At 37.0% G+C, this 17,669-nt stretch carries 14 protein-coding genes; all 14 read right to left on the bottom strand.

Features of this window, described 5'->3' with window-relative positions; translation table 11 throughout:
* Positions 1-4: 4 nt before the first annotated feature.
* Positions 5-2,095, bottom strand: coding sequence for a type IA DNA topoisomerase (locus KO02_RS17290; protein WP_038700296.1), 2,091 nt, complete (start codon positions 2,093-2,095; stop codon positions 5-7).
* A 17-nt stretch (positions 2,096-2,112) separates the two neighbouring features.
* The gene (locus KO02_RS17285) at positions 2,113-3,564 is read right to left on the bottom strand and encodes a DUF3945 domain-containing protein (protein ID WP_038700294.1); all 1,452 of its coding nucleotides are present in this window, start codon (positions 3,562-3,564) and stop codon (positions 2,113-2,115) included.
* Between the two features lie 79 nt (positions 3,565-3,643).
* Complete coding sequence (locus KO02_RS17280) at positions 3,644-3,952, bottom strand: helix-turn-helix domain-containing protein (RefSeq protein WP_038700292.1); 309 nt, start codon at positions 3,950-3,952, stop codon at positions 3,644-3,646.
* A gap of 259 nt (positions 3,953-4,211) precedes the next feature.
* Complete coding sequence (locus KO02_RS17275) at positions 4,212-5,057, bottom strand: RteC domain-containing protein (protein ID WP_038700290.1); 846 nt, start codon at positions 5,055-5,057, stop codon at positions 4,212-4,214.
* A gap of 95 nt (positions 5,058-5,152) precedes the next feature.
* Positions 5,153-6,046 (bottom strand): helix-turn-helix domain-containing protein, encoded by an 894-nt coding sequence (locus KO02_RS17270; protein WP_038700288.1) that lies wholly within the window; start codon positions 6,044-6,046, stop codon positions 5,153-5,155.
* A gap of 99 nt (positions 6,047-6,145) precedes the next feature.
* Positions 6,146-6,895 carry an SDR family oxidoreductase gene (locus KO02_RS17265; protein WP_038700286.1) on the bottom strand — a complete coding sequence of 250 codons (750 nt, stop codon included), beginning with the start codon at positions 6,893-6,895 and terminating at the stop codon, positions 6,146-6,148.
* 103 nt (positions 6,896-6,998) lie between these two features.
* Positions 6,999-7,844, bottom strand: coding sequence for an SDR family oxidoreductase (locus tag KO02_RS17260; protein ID WP_038702913.1), 846 nt, complete (start codon positions 7,842-7,844; stop codon positions 6,999-7,001).
* A 37-nt stretch (positions 7,845-7,881) separates the two neighbouring features.
* Positions 7,882-8,169 carry a putative quinol monooxygenase gene (locus KO02_RS17255; protein WP_038698954.1) on the bottom strand — a complete coding sequence of 96 codons (288 nt, stop codon included), beginning with the start codon at positions 8,167-8,169 and terminating at the stop codon, positions 7,882-7,884.
* A gap of 651 nt (positions 8,170-8,820) precedes the next feature.
* Positions 8,821-9,708, bottom strand: coding sequence for an NAD(P)-binding domain-containing protein (locus KO02_RS17250; protein WP_038700284.1), 888 nt, complete (start codon positions 9,706-9,708; stop codon positions 8,821-8,823).
* Between the two features lie 30 nt (positions 9,709-9,738).
* Positions 9,739-10,404, bottom strand: coding sequence for an SDR family NAD(P)-dependent oxidoreductase (locus tag KO02_RS17245; RefSeq protein ID WP_038700282.1), 666 nt, complete (start codon positions 10,402-10,404; stop codon positions 9,739-9,741).
* A 106-nt stretch (positions 10,405-10,510) separates the two neighbouring features.
* Positions 10,511-11,398, bottom strand: a complete 888-nt coding sequence (locus KO02_RS17240) for a helix-turn-helix domain-containing protein (protein ID WP_038700280.1) — start codon at positions 11,396-11,398, stop codon at positions 10,511-10,513.
* 96 nt (positions 11,399-11,494) lie between these two features.
* Positions 11,495-12,925 (bottom strand): efflux transporter outer membrane subunit, encoded by a 1,431-nt coding sequence (locus tag KO02_RS17235; RefSeq protein ID WP_038700278.1) that lies wholly within the window; start codon positions 12,923-12,925, stop codon positions 11,495-11,497.
* 41 nt (positions 12,926-12,966) lie between these two features.
* Complete coding sequence (locus KO02_RS17230) at positions 12,967-16,101, bottom strand: efflux RND transporter permease subunit (protein ID WP_038700275.1); 3,135 nt, start codon at positions 16,099-16,101, stop codon at positions 12,967-12,969.
* Between the two features lie 120 nt (positions 16,102-16,221).
* The gene (locus KO02_RS17225) at positions 16,222-17,442 is read right to left on the bottom strand and encodes an efflux RND transporter periplasmic adaptor subunit (protein ID WP_081918416.1); all 1,221 of its coding nucleotides are present in this window, start codon (positions 17,440-17,442) and stop codon (positions 16,222-16,224) included.
* Positions 17,443-17,669: the final 227 nt, after the last annotated feature.

The following is a 17,669-nucleotide window of genomic DNA, read 5'->3' as shown; positions in this document are numbered from 1 at the left end:
TTTGTTATGGATGTTTTCCTCCTTTGTTTTTTTCAAACCCAAAAGAGGTTCTGTAGTCCTCGTTCAATACGATATAAGCATTGAATTTCTTACCAGCTTTGCTTTTCATTCCTTTGATGAGGGACGTTTTACCTTTGTTAACTAAACGTTCAACATCGGCTATGCTGACCTGTACACCGCAAACATTGCGAAACTGTATCCAGTTGCAAACCTCATCTGGACATTTAACAATTTTATCTCTAAGAATCAGTTTTTGGCTTTTACATTTTGGACAAGTAAGTTGTGGCAAGTTTTCTTTGGCAATAGCGGATTCCAATAACTCATTGGTAATGGTTGTCGCGTAGGTTTCCATTTCTTTTTGAAAAACTGTGACATCACTTTCATTGTTTTCGATTTTCTGCAAGGTCAATTCCCATTCGGCAGTCATGGCGACATCTGCAATCTTTTTATTTTTGACTAGCTCATACACTTGTAAACCTTTTTCAGTGGGAATCAGTGACTTTTTTTCTCTTTGAATGTAATTACGGTTAAATAATGTCTCAATAATAGCTGATCGTGTAGCAGGAGTACCGATGCCTATATTTTGCAATGCTTTTCGTTCCTCGTTATTTTCAATCTGTTTCCCTGCACTTTCCATTGCCGACAATAGGCCTGCTTCCGTATAAAGTACGGGTGCTTTGGTTGTTTTTTCAAGAACGGTGGATTCTTTTATTTTAATTTCGTCACCTTTTTTAAGTTCAGGTAGATCCTGTACAGGTTCGGTATTCTCTTCTGAAAAATATCCCTTAATACTGCGCCAGCCAGGTTCCAATATTTTACAACCTTTTAATACGAAATCATAATGCAGTGCTTCTAAAGCGATATCGGTTATCTCTTTAGTACAGGCTCCAGAAATGGCTTCCAGCAGACGGAGCGCAATCATATCGTAAACAGCATTTTCCTTTGCGGATAATGCCGAAGGAATTTTCTCTGTAACCAGTAGTCCATGATGATCCGTAACTCGAAGGTCATTCACGATACGTTTGTTGAAACGTCCCCATTTTACCTTGGTTACGGCCTGTTTGCAGGTTTCCCTATCTTGCAAAGCTCTTACGAGGTTGGGGATTTCGGCCCATACATCTTCGGGGATATATTTGCTCCCGGTGCGAGGATAGGTAATAAACTTCTTTTCGTATAAACTTTGAGCTATGTTCAGGGTTTCCTCGGCTGAAAGGTTCAGCTTTTTATTAGCTTCTTTTTGCAGACCTGTAAGGTCAAAAAGCAAAGGTGCTGGTTCTGTAACGTTTTTACTTTCTACAGAGGTAACCGTAGCACTTTTCCCATTCCTTTGAATAGACTTCAACGTATCTTCTGCCTGTTTTCTATCTTCCCATTTTTTTATGGAGAGGCTTTTAAAATCAATGAATTCCTTACTATGTGATAACTGTATTTGCCAGTATTTCTGTACCGAAAAGTTTTTGTTTTCCAGATAGCGTTTGCATATCAATGCCAGTGTAGGTGTCTGCACTCTTCCAAGTGAATAAACACCATTTCCTGCGGCAATGCTCAATGCCTGTGATGCATTGATTCCTACCAACCAATCTGCCCGGCTTCTCCCTTGTGCTGCTTGGTATAAACCATCAAAATCACTACCCGATTTTAAATTGTCAAAACCCTGTTTAATAGCTTTTTCGGTAAGTGAACTGATCCAAAGGCGTTCAAAAGGTTTATTGCATTTGAGGTGTGCATAGATGTAACGGAATATCAGTTCACCTTCACGTCCCGCATCAGTAGCTACGATAATGCTATTGCACTGATTAAAGATCTGTTCAATTACTTTCAGTTGTTTTAATGCGCCTGAATCAGCGGTATAGCCTTTGTCTTTTTTAACTTTGCGAACGGTTAATAAAAAGGGATTTGGAAGGATCGGTAGTGCTGCCTTTTCAAATCCTGAAATTCCATAATCTCCTGGCATAGCTAATCCTACCAAATGTCCAAAAGCCCACGTTACAAAATAGCCATTACCTGTCAGGTAACCGTCCTTTTTTTCGGAGGCTCCCAATAGGGTGGCTATTTCACGGGCTACACTTGGTTTTTCTGCGATAATTGCTTTCATGTGTGTTTTTTTAATAATTACATTTTTCTGCCTTTGGATTTAGCGGGTGTTTTAGGTTTTTCCTGTTCTTCCTGCTGTTTCTTGCTATCTGGATTTTTTTGTCCCGATTTCAAAGGCTCTTTGATATTCTTGGTTGCTTCATTGGTTTTTCCGTCGGAGTTGACTGCTGTTTGCGTTTTATGGGCTTCAGTAGGTTTCACTTGTTCTTTGATCTTATTCGGATTTTGGAACGTGAAGTCTGTTTTATTGGTTTCCTTATTAAAGGTGATATAGCCATTATATTCCTTACCTTTTTTATCCACCAATCCGCTTACATAAACCGTTTGACCGTCTTTGAATTTTTGATGTTGTTCGTTATCCAATTCTTTACCTCGAAAGGTTTTTGGAGCTTCCTGCGATTGATTCTGTTGATTGTTTTGGGATTGCTTATTCGTATTACCTCTATCAAATAGGAATTCTACAAAACGTTTGTCGGCATTGAACTGAACATTCGCATCAAAAGGAGTTCCTTTTTTAGAAGTCATACCTTCGATATAAAGTGGTTTACCGTCCATTAAGGTTTGTTTCTGCTCAACATTCAGCTTTATCCCTTTGATCTCATCGGGGATTTTTATTTTGTCCGTACGAAGGGCAACCAGCTCATTGGTCAATCGGTCCACACTGATAATGGAAGGAATGGTTTCACCCGTTTTGGGATTGGTCAAATCGACCATACGTCCCATATTTCCTAATTGGAGAAGGTTGTCTTTGTCTACTTTTGTAAACTTATGTCCGAAAAACTCAAAGTTCAGGTTAGGTTCTTTGCGGATGCCGTGAATGGCTACCACTACCTGTCCCTCGTTGTTTTGTTGTAAAGATAACCTCGCATCCATACGGGTAACGGCAGTGCCAAGATTCAGACTGACGGGTACCAATTCATTGGTCTTGTAGCCTCTCAATAAAGGGTCGAGTAGGTTCATTTTTTCAAGTTTCTCTTTGCTCAAACCCAGATTGTTCATAGTTTCCCAATCAATCTGTTCTGGTTTGTAGCGGTATTCGCTTGTCTCTGGTGTTTTTTGTGTTGTTTCCATTTCATTTTTATTTTCTTGTTTTTGCTCTTGTTGCGGTTCTGCTTTTACTTGATGTTGCTTCATCAGTTTTTCTCCTTCAGGTGTTGGATGATTTACCTGTTTCTGCATTTCCTTTGCCGTGTCAATCACCAATGGTGCAGGAATTTTGAAAAAAGAGAAGTTGGTGGGATTCTTTAACTGACTGAAAAAATTGGAAAAGAAGTTGGAAAACAAATCACCATTCTTGTCCACACGCATGAACTGATTCTGGTTCTTTTTATTGGCATCCACGGTCTCCAGGTTACCGTTTTCGTCAATTCCTTTTACAGCTTGGATTTTCTTTTTTTCTTTATCCAATACCAATAATATCTCCGACAATTGGTCAGGAGACTCTTGTTTATCTATAATTTGCTCGCTCATAATCTTTCTTTAATTAAACTCCGAATGTAAAAGAAGTGCCCACTCTTTTGTATTAGTTGGCTTCCATTGGTCGTATTTGTCACTTGTTGGCTTTTATTTTCGGTACAGGGGCAGTAAAGCTTTCCCTAATGAACTGATGTACATCGGAGAGTTTGTAATACAATTTTCCGCTTATGGTATAATAGGGCAACTTGCCAATGGAACGATAGCGCTGTAGCGATCGATTGCTTATTTTTAGCATTTGCAGCAAATCCTGATTGTCCAACAATTCTTCACCGTCAATGCTGTTCCGTTGCTTCTGGACATCGTCTATATGTTCACCAAGAATATCAAATCGATCCATGATGCGCTCCATCCATGCAATAAATTCTGTTCTGTCAATATTCATAGTACAAGTCTTTAAATGTTCACTATGCAAAATTGGTGAGCATCGTAGAGTTTGTTGGCCAAGTCTTGCCAATTGGTTTGGTGGTTTTTTGAAGACTTTTTCAGTTTTATTAAACCCTTATGTGATAATGGATTTGAAGGTTTTGGACGAGATTTTATAATTCAAAAGAGAGGTTTTGCCAATTGGTAGATATGGGTAAAGAAAAAGCAGCACATAGATTGTACTGCTTAGGATGGAATGTCTTTGAATTAACACTTTATTAAAGATCTTTATCCATATATTCTTCTAGAGATATTTTGAGTTGATCTAGAAAAGCAGTTCTAGAGCCTGTACGGGTTTTCATGCGGTGGAAAGCGTGATGTAAATCTCCAAGAGGAATACGGAAGAGTATCTGAAATATCAGGCTGATTTTTCGGATACCGATTTTACCATGAGAAATAGCTCCCGAAGCATAAAGAGCATACACCAATTCGATAAGTGCGTTTTTACTATCTGTCCAAAAGATATCTTTTGTAGATTCAGAATTTTGTAAAATCACATCGGGGTTTTCATCGGGATTTATTTTTGTCAGTAGATAAGTATAGAGTAGTTCATTAGAAATAATACGTGCCACCTTGTAGTCATAGAAAGTTGAGAAGCTAGAATCAATTTCAAAAACAATGCTGTTCAATCCATCATGATAATTGATATTCCCTCTCTTAAAATAGATTTCATCTCGATCAGTACGCCCAGAACGATAATAACGGTAAAAATCTGAATTAAATACTTGTTCACTATAATCTCGTTTCAGATTTGCCAATTGGGTTGAGAAATAACTGTAATACATCTTACCGTTACTGACTGGACAGGATGTTTCAATCCGGTAGATCTTGTTGTAATAAATCAACTTGCCAAGTATTTGGGGCTTTATGGTACGGAAGAAGTGCATCTCTTCAACATCGTCCTTAAATCCTTCTTCGATTATGAGTTTTTTGACCGAAAACAGCAAATCCTGGAGGTACAGAGTCATTTCATAAGCCTCATCAATCAATCTCTTGCTCTGAGATAGAATCTTTTCCTCCTTGTTGTGAATCTCTAAAATGATGTTTTGTAAAGAGTATTTCATAATCAATGATTTTTGAGTAGAAGTCAGGCATTTATCCTCAATTATGATTTGATTATCTATAAGGTAGAATTCTAAAAATTAGTATAGTTTCCTTTTCAAATTCTCAAGTTTGATGGAATCTGCTGCGTCCTATCCTTAAAAAAGTGGTTAAAATGCGAAGGGTCCTCAAACCCTAATCCATAGCTAATATCTGCGATGTTCCAATCAGTATGTTTTAGTAGTATTATCGCTTCCTCCATCAGTCTGTCTGATATGTAGTCACTTGTTGTTTTTCCTGTATAACCGCGAACTGCTCTATTCAAGGAGTTTACATGCACGCCCAAGGTTTCTGCAAATTTTCTGGGAGACCGGAATACAAAAGGATCACCCGGATTTTCAATTGGGAACTGTCGATCCAAGAGTTCGATAAAGACTTTGGCCAGACGTGTCTTTGTATCTGTTGGGGTATGCGTCTTAATTAAAGGTTTCTTTTTTACCGCAAAGTGGAATAGCTCGGATATATAATTTCTAATCAAATCATTTTTGAACTCATAATCCGAGTTGTGTTCTCTCTTTATCTTATCAAAAAGTGTAATAATTTTTTCTATTTCCACTTGCTCAAGACTAAAAATGGGTTTATGGTCCCTTGAAAATATTGGTAATTTATTTATGTGATTCCTAAAGTAGGTGTCTAGATAGTACTCCTTAAAGATTAAGTGTCCTCCCATTGTACTATCCTCCAAAGATTCTATGGTATAAGGAGTCTTAGGATCGAAAAAAACAAGTCCTGTTCCTTTTGTTTCCATACTTTTATCACCATAATGCACTACAAAACGACCGTCTAAAAAGGAAATTTTATAAAAATTACGTCGTCGGTATAGAATGGGCTTCCCATCAATACACCCGTCATGAGGAATCATTAAGAAATCTGCATTGTCGTTGGAGAGTATATCTAAACGCTCCCCAAACTTATCTTCATAAAATGATTTGAATGTTTCTGTTTTTTCCAAAATAAGAAATTTACGGTGAGCGAAATACTATCATAAAATAGTTATTACATTAAATATTTACAATGTAATAACTATTTTATGAATAATTAAAAGTAAAGCTTATCCAGTAATCCCATTAACAAAATGTAAGGCCTCTTGAGTGGACACTTTGACCTTTTCAAAGATGTCTTTCGTCAAACCAACATGCATTTCATATTCGTTGACTTCAAGCTTCGCCATCATTTCTTCAATAACTCTGTCTGCCTGCATTTTTTGGTCTGAAACTATACCCTTTGCAAAAGGGGTGTCCACCAATGGAGCCATTAACTCGAATATCTTGACATTTGATTTTTGTTGTTCCAAAGCCAATCTCAGAGAGAGGGTATAAGAATGCAAAGCGGCCTTGGTAGCACTGTAGGTGGGGTGCTGCAAATCGGGAACAAAAGCCACTCCAGAAGTGGTAATTATAATGGCCGCATTTTCCCTATCGGCCAGTATAGGCACCAAAGCTTGGGTGAGCCTTACTACTGAATGGTAATTCGTGACCATTTCAGCAATACTAACCTTGTAAGAATCATTACGACTAAATAATTTGTAATTGGTTGCGATGCCAGCATTCAAGAACACCATATTTAAATTAGGGTGCTTTTCCTTAACTGTATTGACCAGTCTATCCAGGTCGTTCTCGATGGATAGATCACATACTATGATAGAAGCATTTTTCAATTTAGCTGCTTCCTCTTTCAATCGATCCCCATTTCGTGCAACCAAAATTACAGTGTTGCCCATAGCATCTAATTGTTTTGCGGCTTCGAGCCCCATGCCGGTTCCTCCCCCAGTAATTAGAATTGTATTTCCTGTAGTTTTCATTTCTTTTTATTTTAGTGAACTCGTTCGAACCTCTTTTTTATAAGAAGTTCAAATGAATTCGTTCTTATTTCTGTATAGTCTTGCTCAGTAAACTTTTGTTCGGTTATATGGAAGTATTGATTTTCTTATCCCAAAACTCCGGAATATAAGTTCCGCGCATATAGTCCACATACTCTTGATCTGTCATTGTATTGCGTGCGTTCAACAAGCGCTTGGTGTCTTCCCCAATTATATATCGCAATTGGCCACTTTTGTCATTGGCTGCTTCTAAGATGACCTCAGCAATTTCATCAGAGGTAGATTGGGATTTTTCATTAAGCTTACCATAGGTTTCAAGGGCGATCTTATCGAACTTTTGATAGTTGATAATGGAATCATTTTCCCCCATATTGGCAGAGCCTACAAAGCTGGTGTCTGTTGCTCCTGGCTCTATTATTTTGACCTCGATATTCTCTGATATCAATTCATAGGATAGGGACTCCGTAAAACCTTCTATTGCAAATTTTGTAGCGTGATATAGCGAACAGGTTGGAAAGGTTATCCTACCTCCTTGAGAGCTTACATTGAGTAAGGTGCCTTTTCCGTTTTCACGAAAATGCGGCAAAATTGCTCTGGTCACGTTCAGGTATCCATACACATTGACGTTGAACAATTCTTCAACCTGTTTCTGTGTTGCTGTCTCGAAAGCACCGAATGTACCAAACCCTGCATTGTTCATCAAGGCATCTATTTTTCCAAATTTCTCTATTCCGGCATCGATGGCTTTTTGGATGCTATTCATATCGGTAACTTCCAACTTCATTACTAACATAGCATTGGAGTTTTTAAGTTCCTCTTCTTTTTCAGGAGATCGCATGGTCGCAATTACGTTCCAGCCTGCGTTTAAAAATTTCTTTGCCGTTGCTTTTCCAATCCCGCTTGACGTTCCTGTTATCAATATTGTTTTCATCTTTTTATTATTAGTGATCATTTATAATTGTCTCAATTTATATTTTTTCTATTTTCTTTTGGTTTAGCCCACCAACCAAAAGTGCAGAGGCTTTTTTCAAAAGTCCAGAATCATTCAAAACCTTTTCATGTCCCTCCATGTCTTCTTGGCTATTCCAGGATTCCAGTATCTGAAAGGATAGTGCGTTATCAGATTCTTGGTAAATACTATACTCGATACAACCTTTTTCCTTAGGTGTTGAAATAGCTAGATCTTTTAAAATGTCCCTTAGATAATCTGCATCCTCGTGATTTTTAGCTTTTAGATTGACTAATAATGTTATCATTTTTTAATTGTTTTAAATTTATAATACAAAGATAGCTAATGGATTATGCTGGATTATAGCCGGTATCAAACGAAAACTTGTAGATATCAAACCAAAGCATACCCATATAATTAAAACCTGGACTTTTTCTTTAAAAGGGTACTTTCTAATATTAGAAAGTTAGGGTCGGAGAATAGTGGAGGATTTGTGGTTAGGAAGGAAGAGTACCTTCCTAGAGGGTAGTTCCAAACTGGCAAACTAGGAATTTAAAATTATAGATATTGTCTTCTAGAATTCTGGACAAAATAAACCGCAAAGTTGGTGGTCGGTTCCAAAAGGAAACAAGAAACAAGTGTAAGCTGAAAAAACACCTAATATATAATGTTCAATAAATATACTTTTGGGATTAAGTACAATTACATTCAATTAGATACTATATCTCCCTTTATAAAAACCATCAAAAATGCACTCATTTAGAGATTGTTGATGATTATAATATAGTACCTCATTTATATTCTATGAATAAAACAATAAAGTTTATATTGTTTTTAGACAAACCTACAAAGAGGCAGACCAATTACATTTATAGAATGTTTTGAGGACAACTAAATTTTATTAAATGAACCAAAATTCTCGTCTTGTATTCCTTGTTTTTTAACCCAATAGCGGCAATTAAGAATGTTTGACAATAATCTTTGAGAGAGCCGCTAATTCCTCATCACCCAATCCATTCTGCTCGGCTTTTTTAAGTAGATTATTAATTAGAGTTGGAAAGGTCTGTTCTACATTGATTGCTTTAAAGCTGTCGGCTAAGCGCTGAGTGGCTGCAAGGTGATTTGATAATGTACTTTGCGTGGCTCGAAAATCGCCCCTTTCGATTAACTCAACTTCATATTTGAAATAGTCGATGAATTCTGGTGCTATTTCGCCTATGATGGTTCCGTAATCTTTGAGGGATAGACCATAATGCCTACTTAATTCCGCACCATAAATCAGACCTAAAAAAGAGCCATAGATCCAAGTTGATGTTGCCGTGTCCATTGCTGAAGAAGCAGCTGCTTGCTCACTAAGTTGACGGATATTACCACCAATAATGGCCAGATCATTAACATACTTTTCAAATGCCTCTTTGTTTCCAGAACTGAGAATGGTTGCGCTTTTCAATCCTAATTGATCGGGCGATGCCTGTATGGCTCCATGAATATAAGCTCCATGGACATCCGAGATGATTTTTTCGATAGATTCCGCTTCTCCTGGGCTACCAGTAGTGAAATTAATCAATGTTTTATTCTTGAAAATTTGAATATCTGGCAGGTCTGCTAATATCTCCAACACACTTTTATTATTCGATATAATCAATATAATCAATGGGCTGGCCAAGATTGCTTGGGCTGCTGTTTCAGCAAGACGAATGTTGCCAAGTCCATCTACTTTCCCTGGAGTCCGATTCCAAGCGGTTACTTGATATTCTGCTTCTACATATAATTGCGCAATTCTTCTTCCCATTTGTCCTAGACCAAGCACTGAAATCCTTTTATTATTTTTAAATGTTGTTTTCATAATTATTTATTTTTATTATTTTAAGAAGTTTTATTCTGTAGTCAACAATGAGATAAATTCATTTTTTATGGCGTCAGAAATAGTTGCGGAATTGTGGGTGCAATTCTCCATTAATATGGGATCAAAACTGGACATACTTATTTTCGAAGATTCAAACTCCTTGGTCTGCAGCTGTGTGAACAAATTCAAAGCGGCTTTTGAGGTAGAATACGCTGTGAGACAATAATCATAGTAGCAAAAATTCTCATCCTTCATCTTGTCGATATCCCCCAAAGAACTTGTTATGTTAATAATTCTAGGGGATGCGCATTTTAGTAATAAAGGTTTTAAAACCTGGATGGTTTTAATAATGGAGAAAAAGTTTATTTCAAAAACTTTTCTCACATCATCAACATCCAATTGGTCTATCTTATGCCCAAATCCGTTCACTATCTCCGCATTATTAATAAGAAGATCTAATTTACCATAAGTGTTATTTATTTTTTCTTTTAGAATATATAAGTGTTGCTCAGAAGTGAAATCTATTTCCACCAGATCATAGGAAAGTAAAGCATCTTTGTCTTGGGACAAATTTTCTAAACTATCTGAGCAAGCTGCAACAATTACTTCGTATCCGTTCTCCAAAAGAATATGAGCGAATTGTTTTCCCAAATCGTTTCCAGCTTCAGTGACTAATGCAATCTTTTTATTTTTCATAACAATAAATTTTATAATATATTCTCAGTTTTATCAAATTCAATTTCTCACTGCACAAGCATTTTAATATTTACCAACTGATAGATCTTAAACCTCACACTTGGTTCTACATTCTTCTAAATTCATTGGGAGTGGTTCCGCTCATATTTTTGAAAAACCTAGTAAAATGCGTAGGCTCTTGAAAGTTTAACCTATATGCAATCTCTGCTATATCTAGTCCCGAGTATTTTAAAAGGCTCTTACTTTCAATTAAAAGTCTTTCTTGAATCATAGTTTTAGCACTTTTACCGGTGAGTTTTTTAATGGTTGTGGTCAGGTAGTTTGGTGTAATATTTAGTTCCTCCGCATAGTCGCTTACGTTTTTTCTATCGACATACATTTTATCGATTAAGGCTTCGAATTGATTTGTGATAATCTGTGCCCTAGATAAATGGTTTTCTATAGTTTTGTGTCTCTCATGAATTGCCTTGCAAAAATAAAGAAGCGAGCTTAGTATCCCCTCAAGCATTCTTTCTTGATAAGGATGTGGATTCTTGAAAACAGAGTGCATTCGCTCTATATCCAAATTAAGTATTTCATGCTCATCTTTTGTAAGCATCATCAAACTATTTTCAGACATCTTCAAAAATGGAAACTCAGTGGTGAAATCAGGACAAGAATTTATTAAAAACTCCTTTTTAAACATAATATAAAACCCGGAAATATTAACATCTCTTACCCATGAAATTACCTGACCTGGGACCATAAACCAAAGTGGGTACTTGTCAAATTGTAGCCAATCCGTATTTAAATTGAGCTTGCTTTCTCCAGTAAAGTTAAGTAATCCTATTTGATAAAATCCTTGACGGTAAGGAGGCATGCATATCTTAGTAGGGCACCCCATATCTTCTATAGCGAAAATATCAAAGTTCGGGATGTGGCTTCTATGTGCAAAACCAATTGCATCATGATAATCATGAGGGTTTTCAAAAACAAGAATTTCGGCCTTATTCATAATTTATTTTATTTCTTAAAATGACCCCAAAATTGGCCCTTAAAAGTTCGTTTTTTTTTATTTCTTATTTAATTTCCATCAAATTCCCGGCTTTTTCTAATTTATTATTTCTTTCTCAGAAACAATCTCCCATCCACCACCTAGAGCCTTGTATATTGCAATTAAGGAGGTCGCTAACTGTATTTCACTCAAAGCAAGTGAATTTTCAGATATAAGCAAAGCATTATCGGCGGTTAAATAATCTATAAAGCTATCAAGGCCGGCATTATAGCGTTGTCTTGCGAAGTTTACAGCCTCCGCACTAGCTTGCGAGGATTTATGCAAAATATCCCTTCTTTTTAGCCCTTGGGTATAATTGCTTAAAGATGTTTTGATTTCTTCTAAGCTGCCAAGAACTACTTTTTCATATTGGTAAAGGGCGGCCAGTGTGAGTGCATCGTCCCTTTTTATTTGCTGCTTTACACGGCCTAAGTTAAAGGCCGCCCAACTTATACGGGGTAAAAGGCTCCAAGTAAAAGATTCTTTATTTCCGAAATTCGCAAAGTCAATAGCCGAGAAGCCTATTGAACCTCCGAATTCTATTTTTGGATATAACTCAGCTACTGAAACATTATATTTGGCAATCCTACCTTGTAAAGTGGCCTCAGCACGGCGAACAGCAGGCCTACGACGCAACATTTCTTCAATGTCCCCCAATGATACTGAAGTTGGCAAGCTAGGCAATGGCTGCTTATTTGTTATACTAGAATCTAAATTACCAGGAACTTCACCTATCAATACACTGAGGCTGTTCTTCAAAGCCTCAATCCTTGCTTCAAAAGGAGGTATACTGGCCCGAGTTATTTCTAATTGGGCCAATGCCCTAACCACGTCAAGGTTATTACTTGTTCCTGCTTCCGATAGTTTTACAGTAAGGTCATATGTTTTTTTTTGCCCCTTTAAATTGCGCTCTGCAATGTCCAGTAGATGTTGCATACCGCGAAATTCCATATAGTTATTGGCCACTTCTGCAAAAATACTGATGTATATATCTTGCATATCCGCCATTGCTAGTTTACTGTTTGAATTTGCCCCCATTATTTTATGAGATACCCTTCCAAAAACATCAGCTTCCCAAAAGACATCAAAACCTGTATTATATGTGCTATATGCAGGGTTACTTCCTGGGACAAAAATATTTTCCCCTAGGCGTGTCCTTGTATAATCAGCAGTTGCTGTTATTGTTGGAAGCCTATCCAATTTGCTCTCCTTCAAGAATGCGCGAGCTGCTTGTAAGTTGGCAACTGATGATTTTATATCTAGATTATGATTTCTTGCTTTCTTGATAAGAGTGTCTAGAGCATGATCATTAAATTCTGACCACCAATTTTTTGTTATTTTATTTTTTAAAAAGACTTCATTTGTTAATTCATCATTAATAAAACTCTCTGCTATAACTATGTTGTTCTGCACCTTATAATCTCGCTTTGTCACTCCACAAGATACTAGGAATAACACGCTAATTGATATGATAATTGAATTCTTCATTTTTCTTAATATTTATGCTGATTTTGTATTCAAGCTTCTATTTATTTTAATTTGGTCGTCCATTTTCTTCCCAGATAATAAAACACAGGGGTTAAGAAAATCCCGAATATGGTAACTCCCAACATACCACTAAATACTGCTATACCTAGTGAAATACGAAGTTCAGCTCCTGCACCTGTAGCAAATGCAAGTGGAACTACCCCCAAAATAAATGCTAAGGAGGTCATTAGGATTGGGCGAAGCCTTAATTTGGAAGCTTCAATAATGGCAGTTTTTAGATCAGTTCCTTGTTCTTCAAGTTGTTTGGCAAATTCAACGATTAGTATAGCATTTTTACTTGCTAAACCAACCAATACAACTAGTCCAATTTGGACCATAATATTATTGTCTAATCCAGCTAGGTCTACGCCCACTATTGCAAATAAAAGCACCATGGGCACAATTAATATTACTACAAGTGGAAGAATTAAACTCTCAAATTGGGCAGCAAGTAATAAGAAAACAAATACTACTGCTAAAAGAAAAGCTATTCCTGCAGTATTACCCGCCTTTTTCTCTTGATACGCAATCTCTGTCCATTCATATGAAATGCCCTGTGGCAGAATTTCTTCCGCTAATTCCTCCATTCTTTTTAAGGCTTGTCCAGAACTATAACCGGGCGAAAAGTCACCATTTAAAGAGGCGGAAGGATACATGTTAAACCTAGGTATTCTTGAAGCACCAGCTGTATTCTCTTGCTTAGTAATTGTTCCTAAAGGAACCATCCGTCCCGCGTTATTACGAATGTTGATTTTTGATATATCCTCAGGTTCTAAACGTTGTGGCGCATCTGCTTGTGCTGTTACCTGATATGTCCTGCCTAAATAATTAAATTCATTCACGAAGGCAGAACCCAATAAGATTTCTAATGATTGAAAAACATCTTGAACATCTACACCTAGTTTTTCCGCTTTTACCCGATCAATATCCAGATGTAGTTGAGGGGTCTCATTATTAAAAAAAGTAAACACATTGCTCAGTACAGGATCTTGATTTGCTGCCGTTGCAAGTTCGTTTGTTGCTTCTAGTAATTTTTCTGTACCTAAATTTTCCCTATCTTGAACCATCATTTTAAATCCTCCTGCATTTCCTATTCCGCTTACCGAAGGTGGGGGGACAACCAATACCAATGCATTATCAATTTGGGACATTTTCTCACGTATTGTTGCCAATAGGTCTTCATATTTAATTCCTTTATCTTTCCTCACCTTAAAGTCATCAAGAGTTTGATATACAACCGCAGAATGCGATGAGTTTGTCATGGATGCAGCATCAAATCCTGTAAATGAAATAGCATTTTCTATCCCATCAACTTCTAGTGAAGAATCTATCACATCTTTTAATACCTCGTCCGTCCGGGATAAGGAAGATCCAGGAGGTAATTGAATAACAGTGATAAAATATTGCTGATCCATTCCTGGGATGAACCCTTTAGGAACTCTATTGAATTCCACCCCCGTAAGAAGGATTAGGATAAAGTAAATCACTAAAACTATTACTGAACTCCTAATCAACTTTTGAACTCCTTTACCATATCTATCGGAAAGGTTTTCCATAAACAGGTTGAATTTGTCTCCTATAAAGATGAATGGCTTTAACAGGTAAAAGGTTTTTTTTGTGCTTTTCTTTTCATGTCGGCGTAATAGTAACGCTGCTAAGGCTGGACTTAAGGTCAAAGAAACGAAAACTGAAATTGTAGTCGCTATCGCAATGGTTAACCCAAATTGTTTATAGAACTGACCCGATATACCTTCTAGAAAAGCTGTAGGAATAAATACGGCTATAAGAACTAAGCCAATTGCAACCAATGCGCCACCCACTTCATCCATAGTTTTCATAGCAGCTTCTTTGGGAGAGAATCCCTTTTTTAAGTACCGCTCCATATTTTCTACTACTACAATGGCATCATCTACAACAATACCAATGGCAAGTACTAAACCAAATAAGGTAAGAGTATTTAACGAAAAACCAATTAGTTGCATTACTGCAAATGTTCCTACTAAAGAAATAGGGATAGCCAAGATTGGTATTATTGCTGCTCGCCATGATTGTAGGAATAATAAAATTACTAGAACTACTAATACAGCTGCTTCAAAAATAGTATAGTAAACCTGGTCTATGGATTCTTGAATGAATTCAGTCGGGTTATAGGCAATATCGTATTTGAGATCTTCAGGAAAGCTTTTAGAAAGGTCTTTCATTTTAGCTTGTATCTCTGCAGCAGTCTCCAAAGCATTCCCACCTGGTTGTTGAAAGATTGTCAGTGAAATAGATGGACTCTTCCCTAAATATCCACGAGTCGCATAATTCTGAGAACCTAATTCTGCCCTTCCCACATCCTTTAATCTGACAATACGCCCATCGTCTTGGGATTTAACAATTACGTCCTCGAATTCTTTAGTAGAAACCAGTTTCCCTTGAGTTTGAATATTTATTTCAAACGCAGTCTGGTTCCCAGATGGTAATGTATTGAGGGTACCTCCAGCTATCTCAACATTCTGAGCCCTTAAAGCGGCTAGCACTTCTGGAGCAGTAATATCTAAGTTGGCTATCTTGTCAGGATCTAGCCAAATTCGCATGGCGTATTCTGCTGTGCCAAAGGGTACTATATCTCCAATTCCTCTAATACGTGCAAGCTCATCTTTTAACTGTAAGAGGGCATAATTACCCATATAAGAATCATCATAAGTTTGATTTGGTGAATATAGACTTATCATCATAAGTACATCTGGGGACACTTTTTTGGTGGTAATACCCAACCTTCTCACAGATTCCGGTAACCTTGACTCTACAATTGCAACACGGTTTTGTATCTGTACTTGAGCTTTGTCTAGATCGGTGCCAAGTTCGAAGGCTACCTGTAGAATTACACGACCGTCTGCAGATGATTGTGAAGTCATATAAATCATGTTTTCTACTCCATTTATCTCTTTTTCAAGTGGTGCTCCGACCGTTTCGGAAAGAATCTTTGCATTTGCTCCGGGGTATGTTGCTACCACTTCTATAGTTGGTGGTGCTACATCCGGGAATTGAGAGGTTGGCAGGGATATATATGATAATCCTCCAACTATAAGTATGAGAATATTCAATACAGCTGCCAAAATTGGTCTTTTGATAAAAATATGACTAAATTTCATTTTTCAGATATTTGAGAACTAGCTTCTGAAGCTTTTATTTTTAGGTGTTTAATATTTAAACACCAAGCTTAGAAGTAAATCCAGTATTTTTTCTATATAATTTTTATTGCTGACTGATCTTTATTCAGTTCTCGCTGTTGCTTTAGTTTCCTCTTCGGAATTTTCTTTAATTTGAATTTCTTTGGGGCTTACTGTAATCCCTGGACTTATCTTTTGAATGTTGTTAGTAATAACTTTATCCCTTGATGAAAGACCATCTTTGATGATTCTAAGACCGTTGGTATGCAATGGTCCCAGAGTAACTGTTTTGCTTATTACAACATTGTTTTTACCAAGAATATATACATAACGAAAAGACTGATTGGTGCCGATTATTTCATCTGGAATCATGATAGCTTCATGCTCATCACTACTTATTAGCCTTGCTTTACCAAACATACCAGGTTCTAATAAACGGTCAGCATTTTGGAGTATAGCGCGGCTTTCAATGGTGCCCGATTGCCTGTCAATCTCGTTATCAACGAAGTCCATTTTGGCATTATGTAAAAAAAACTTCTCATCTGCCAATTTAATCTTTATCGGAAACCCCTGAGATCTTATGGATCCGCGTTTTCCATCTAATGCCAGTCTAACATATTTTAGATGCTCGGATTCGCTCCCTGTAAAATAAAAATGTATAGGACTGGTTGATACAATCGTCGTCAGTAAAGTAGAATTTGCACTGCCACCATCCACTAAATTTCCTGCGTTTACTCTATCTCTGCTAACTAGTCCGGAGATCGGGGCTCTGACCTTGGTAAATTCTAAATTTAGTTTGGCGTTATCAATTTTAGCTTGTGCAAATTGTATGCTTGCCTCTGCGTGTACCAAAGCTTGTTTCCTACGGTCATATTCTTCAGTAGACAAAGCACCTGTCTCCCTCAATGATTCTATCCTGGTATAATTATCTTGTGCAGTCTTTAAGGACGCCAACGCTTGAGTGTAGTTAGCCTTGACTTGATTTAGTTCAATTATAAATGGTCTTTGGTCTATGACAAAAAGCACTTCACCTTTTTTTACATACTCTCCAGCATTAAAATTTACTTCTTCTAAAAAACCACTTACACGGGCTCTAACTTCCGAACGACTGCTAGCTTCAAACCTACCTGTGTACTCGTCCCACATGGTGATTTTTTTATACACGGGTAACGCAAACTCCACGCTCAGTGGTACAATTTCCGCTACAGGAACCTCTTCATCATCTCTGACTGTCGCAAAAGCGACGACAACTAATGATAATATAATTAAACTGGCTAGCGCAGTGATGCTGTATCTTTTTTTATTAACTTTAAATTCTTTCATAATTCTGTATTTTATTATATGTATTGGGCAAAATTACATTATGGTCATTCAAATTCGGTGACCATTAGTTTTCAAGTAATGACCAAAACCTAATAAATTTTCATCTGTTTTGAACATTAGTTTATTGGGTTTCTTCTCAAAGGTTCTAGTAAAGAGGTGATTACAAACAGATTGCTTTAATAAGTACTAATCGGAACTCATAGACTGTATTTCGATAACTGTGACTA

Source organism: Sphingobacterium sp. ML3W (assembly GCF_000747525.1).
Taxonomy (GTDB): domain Bacteria; phylum Bacteroidota; class Bacteroidia; order Sphingobacteriales; family Sphingobacteriaceae; genus Sphingobacterium.
The sequence above is the reverse complement of the archived record's forward strand: the minus strand, read 5'-3'. Positions and strand labels throughout refer to the sequence as shown.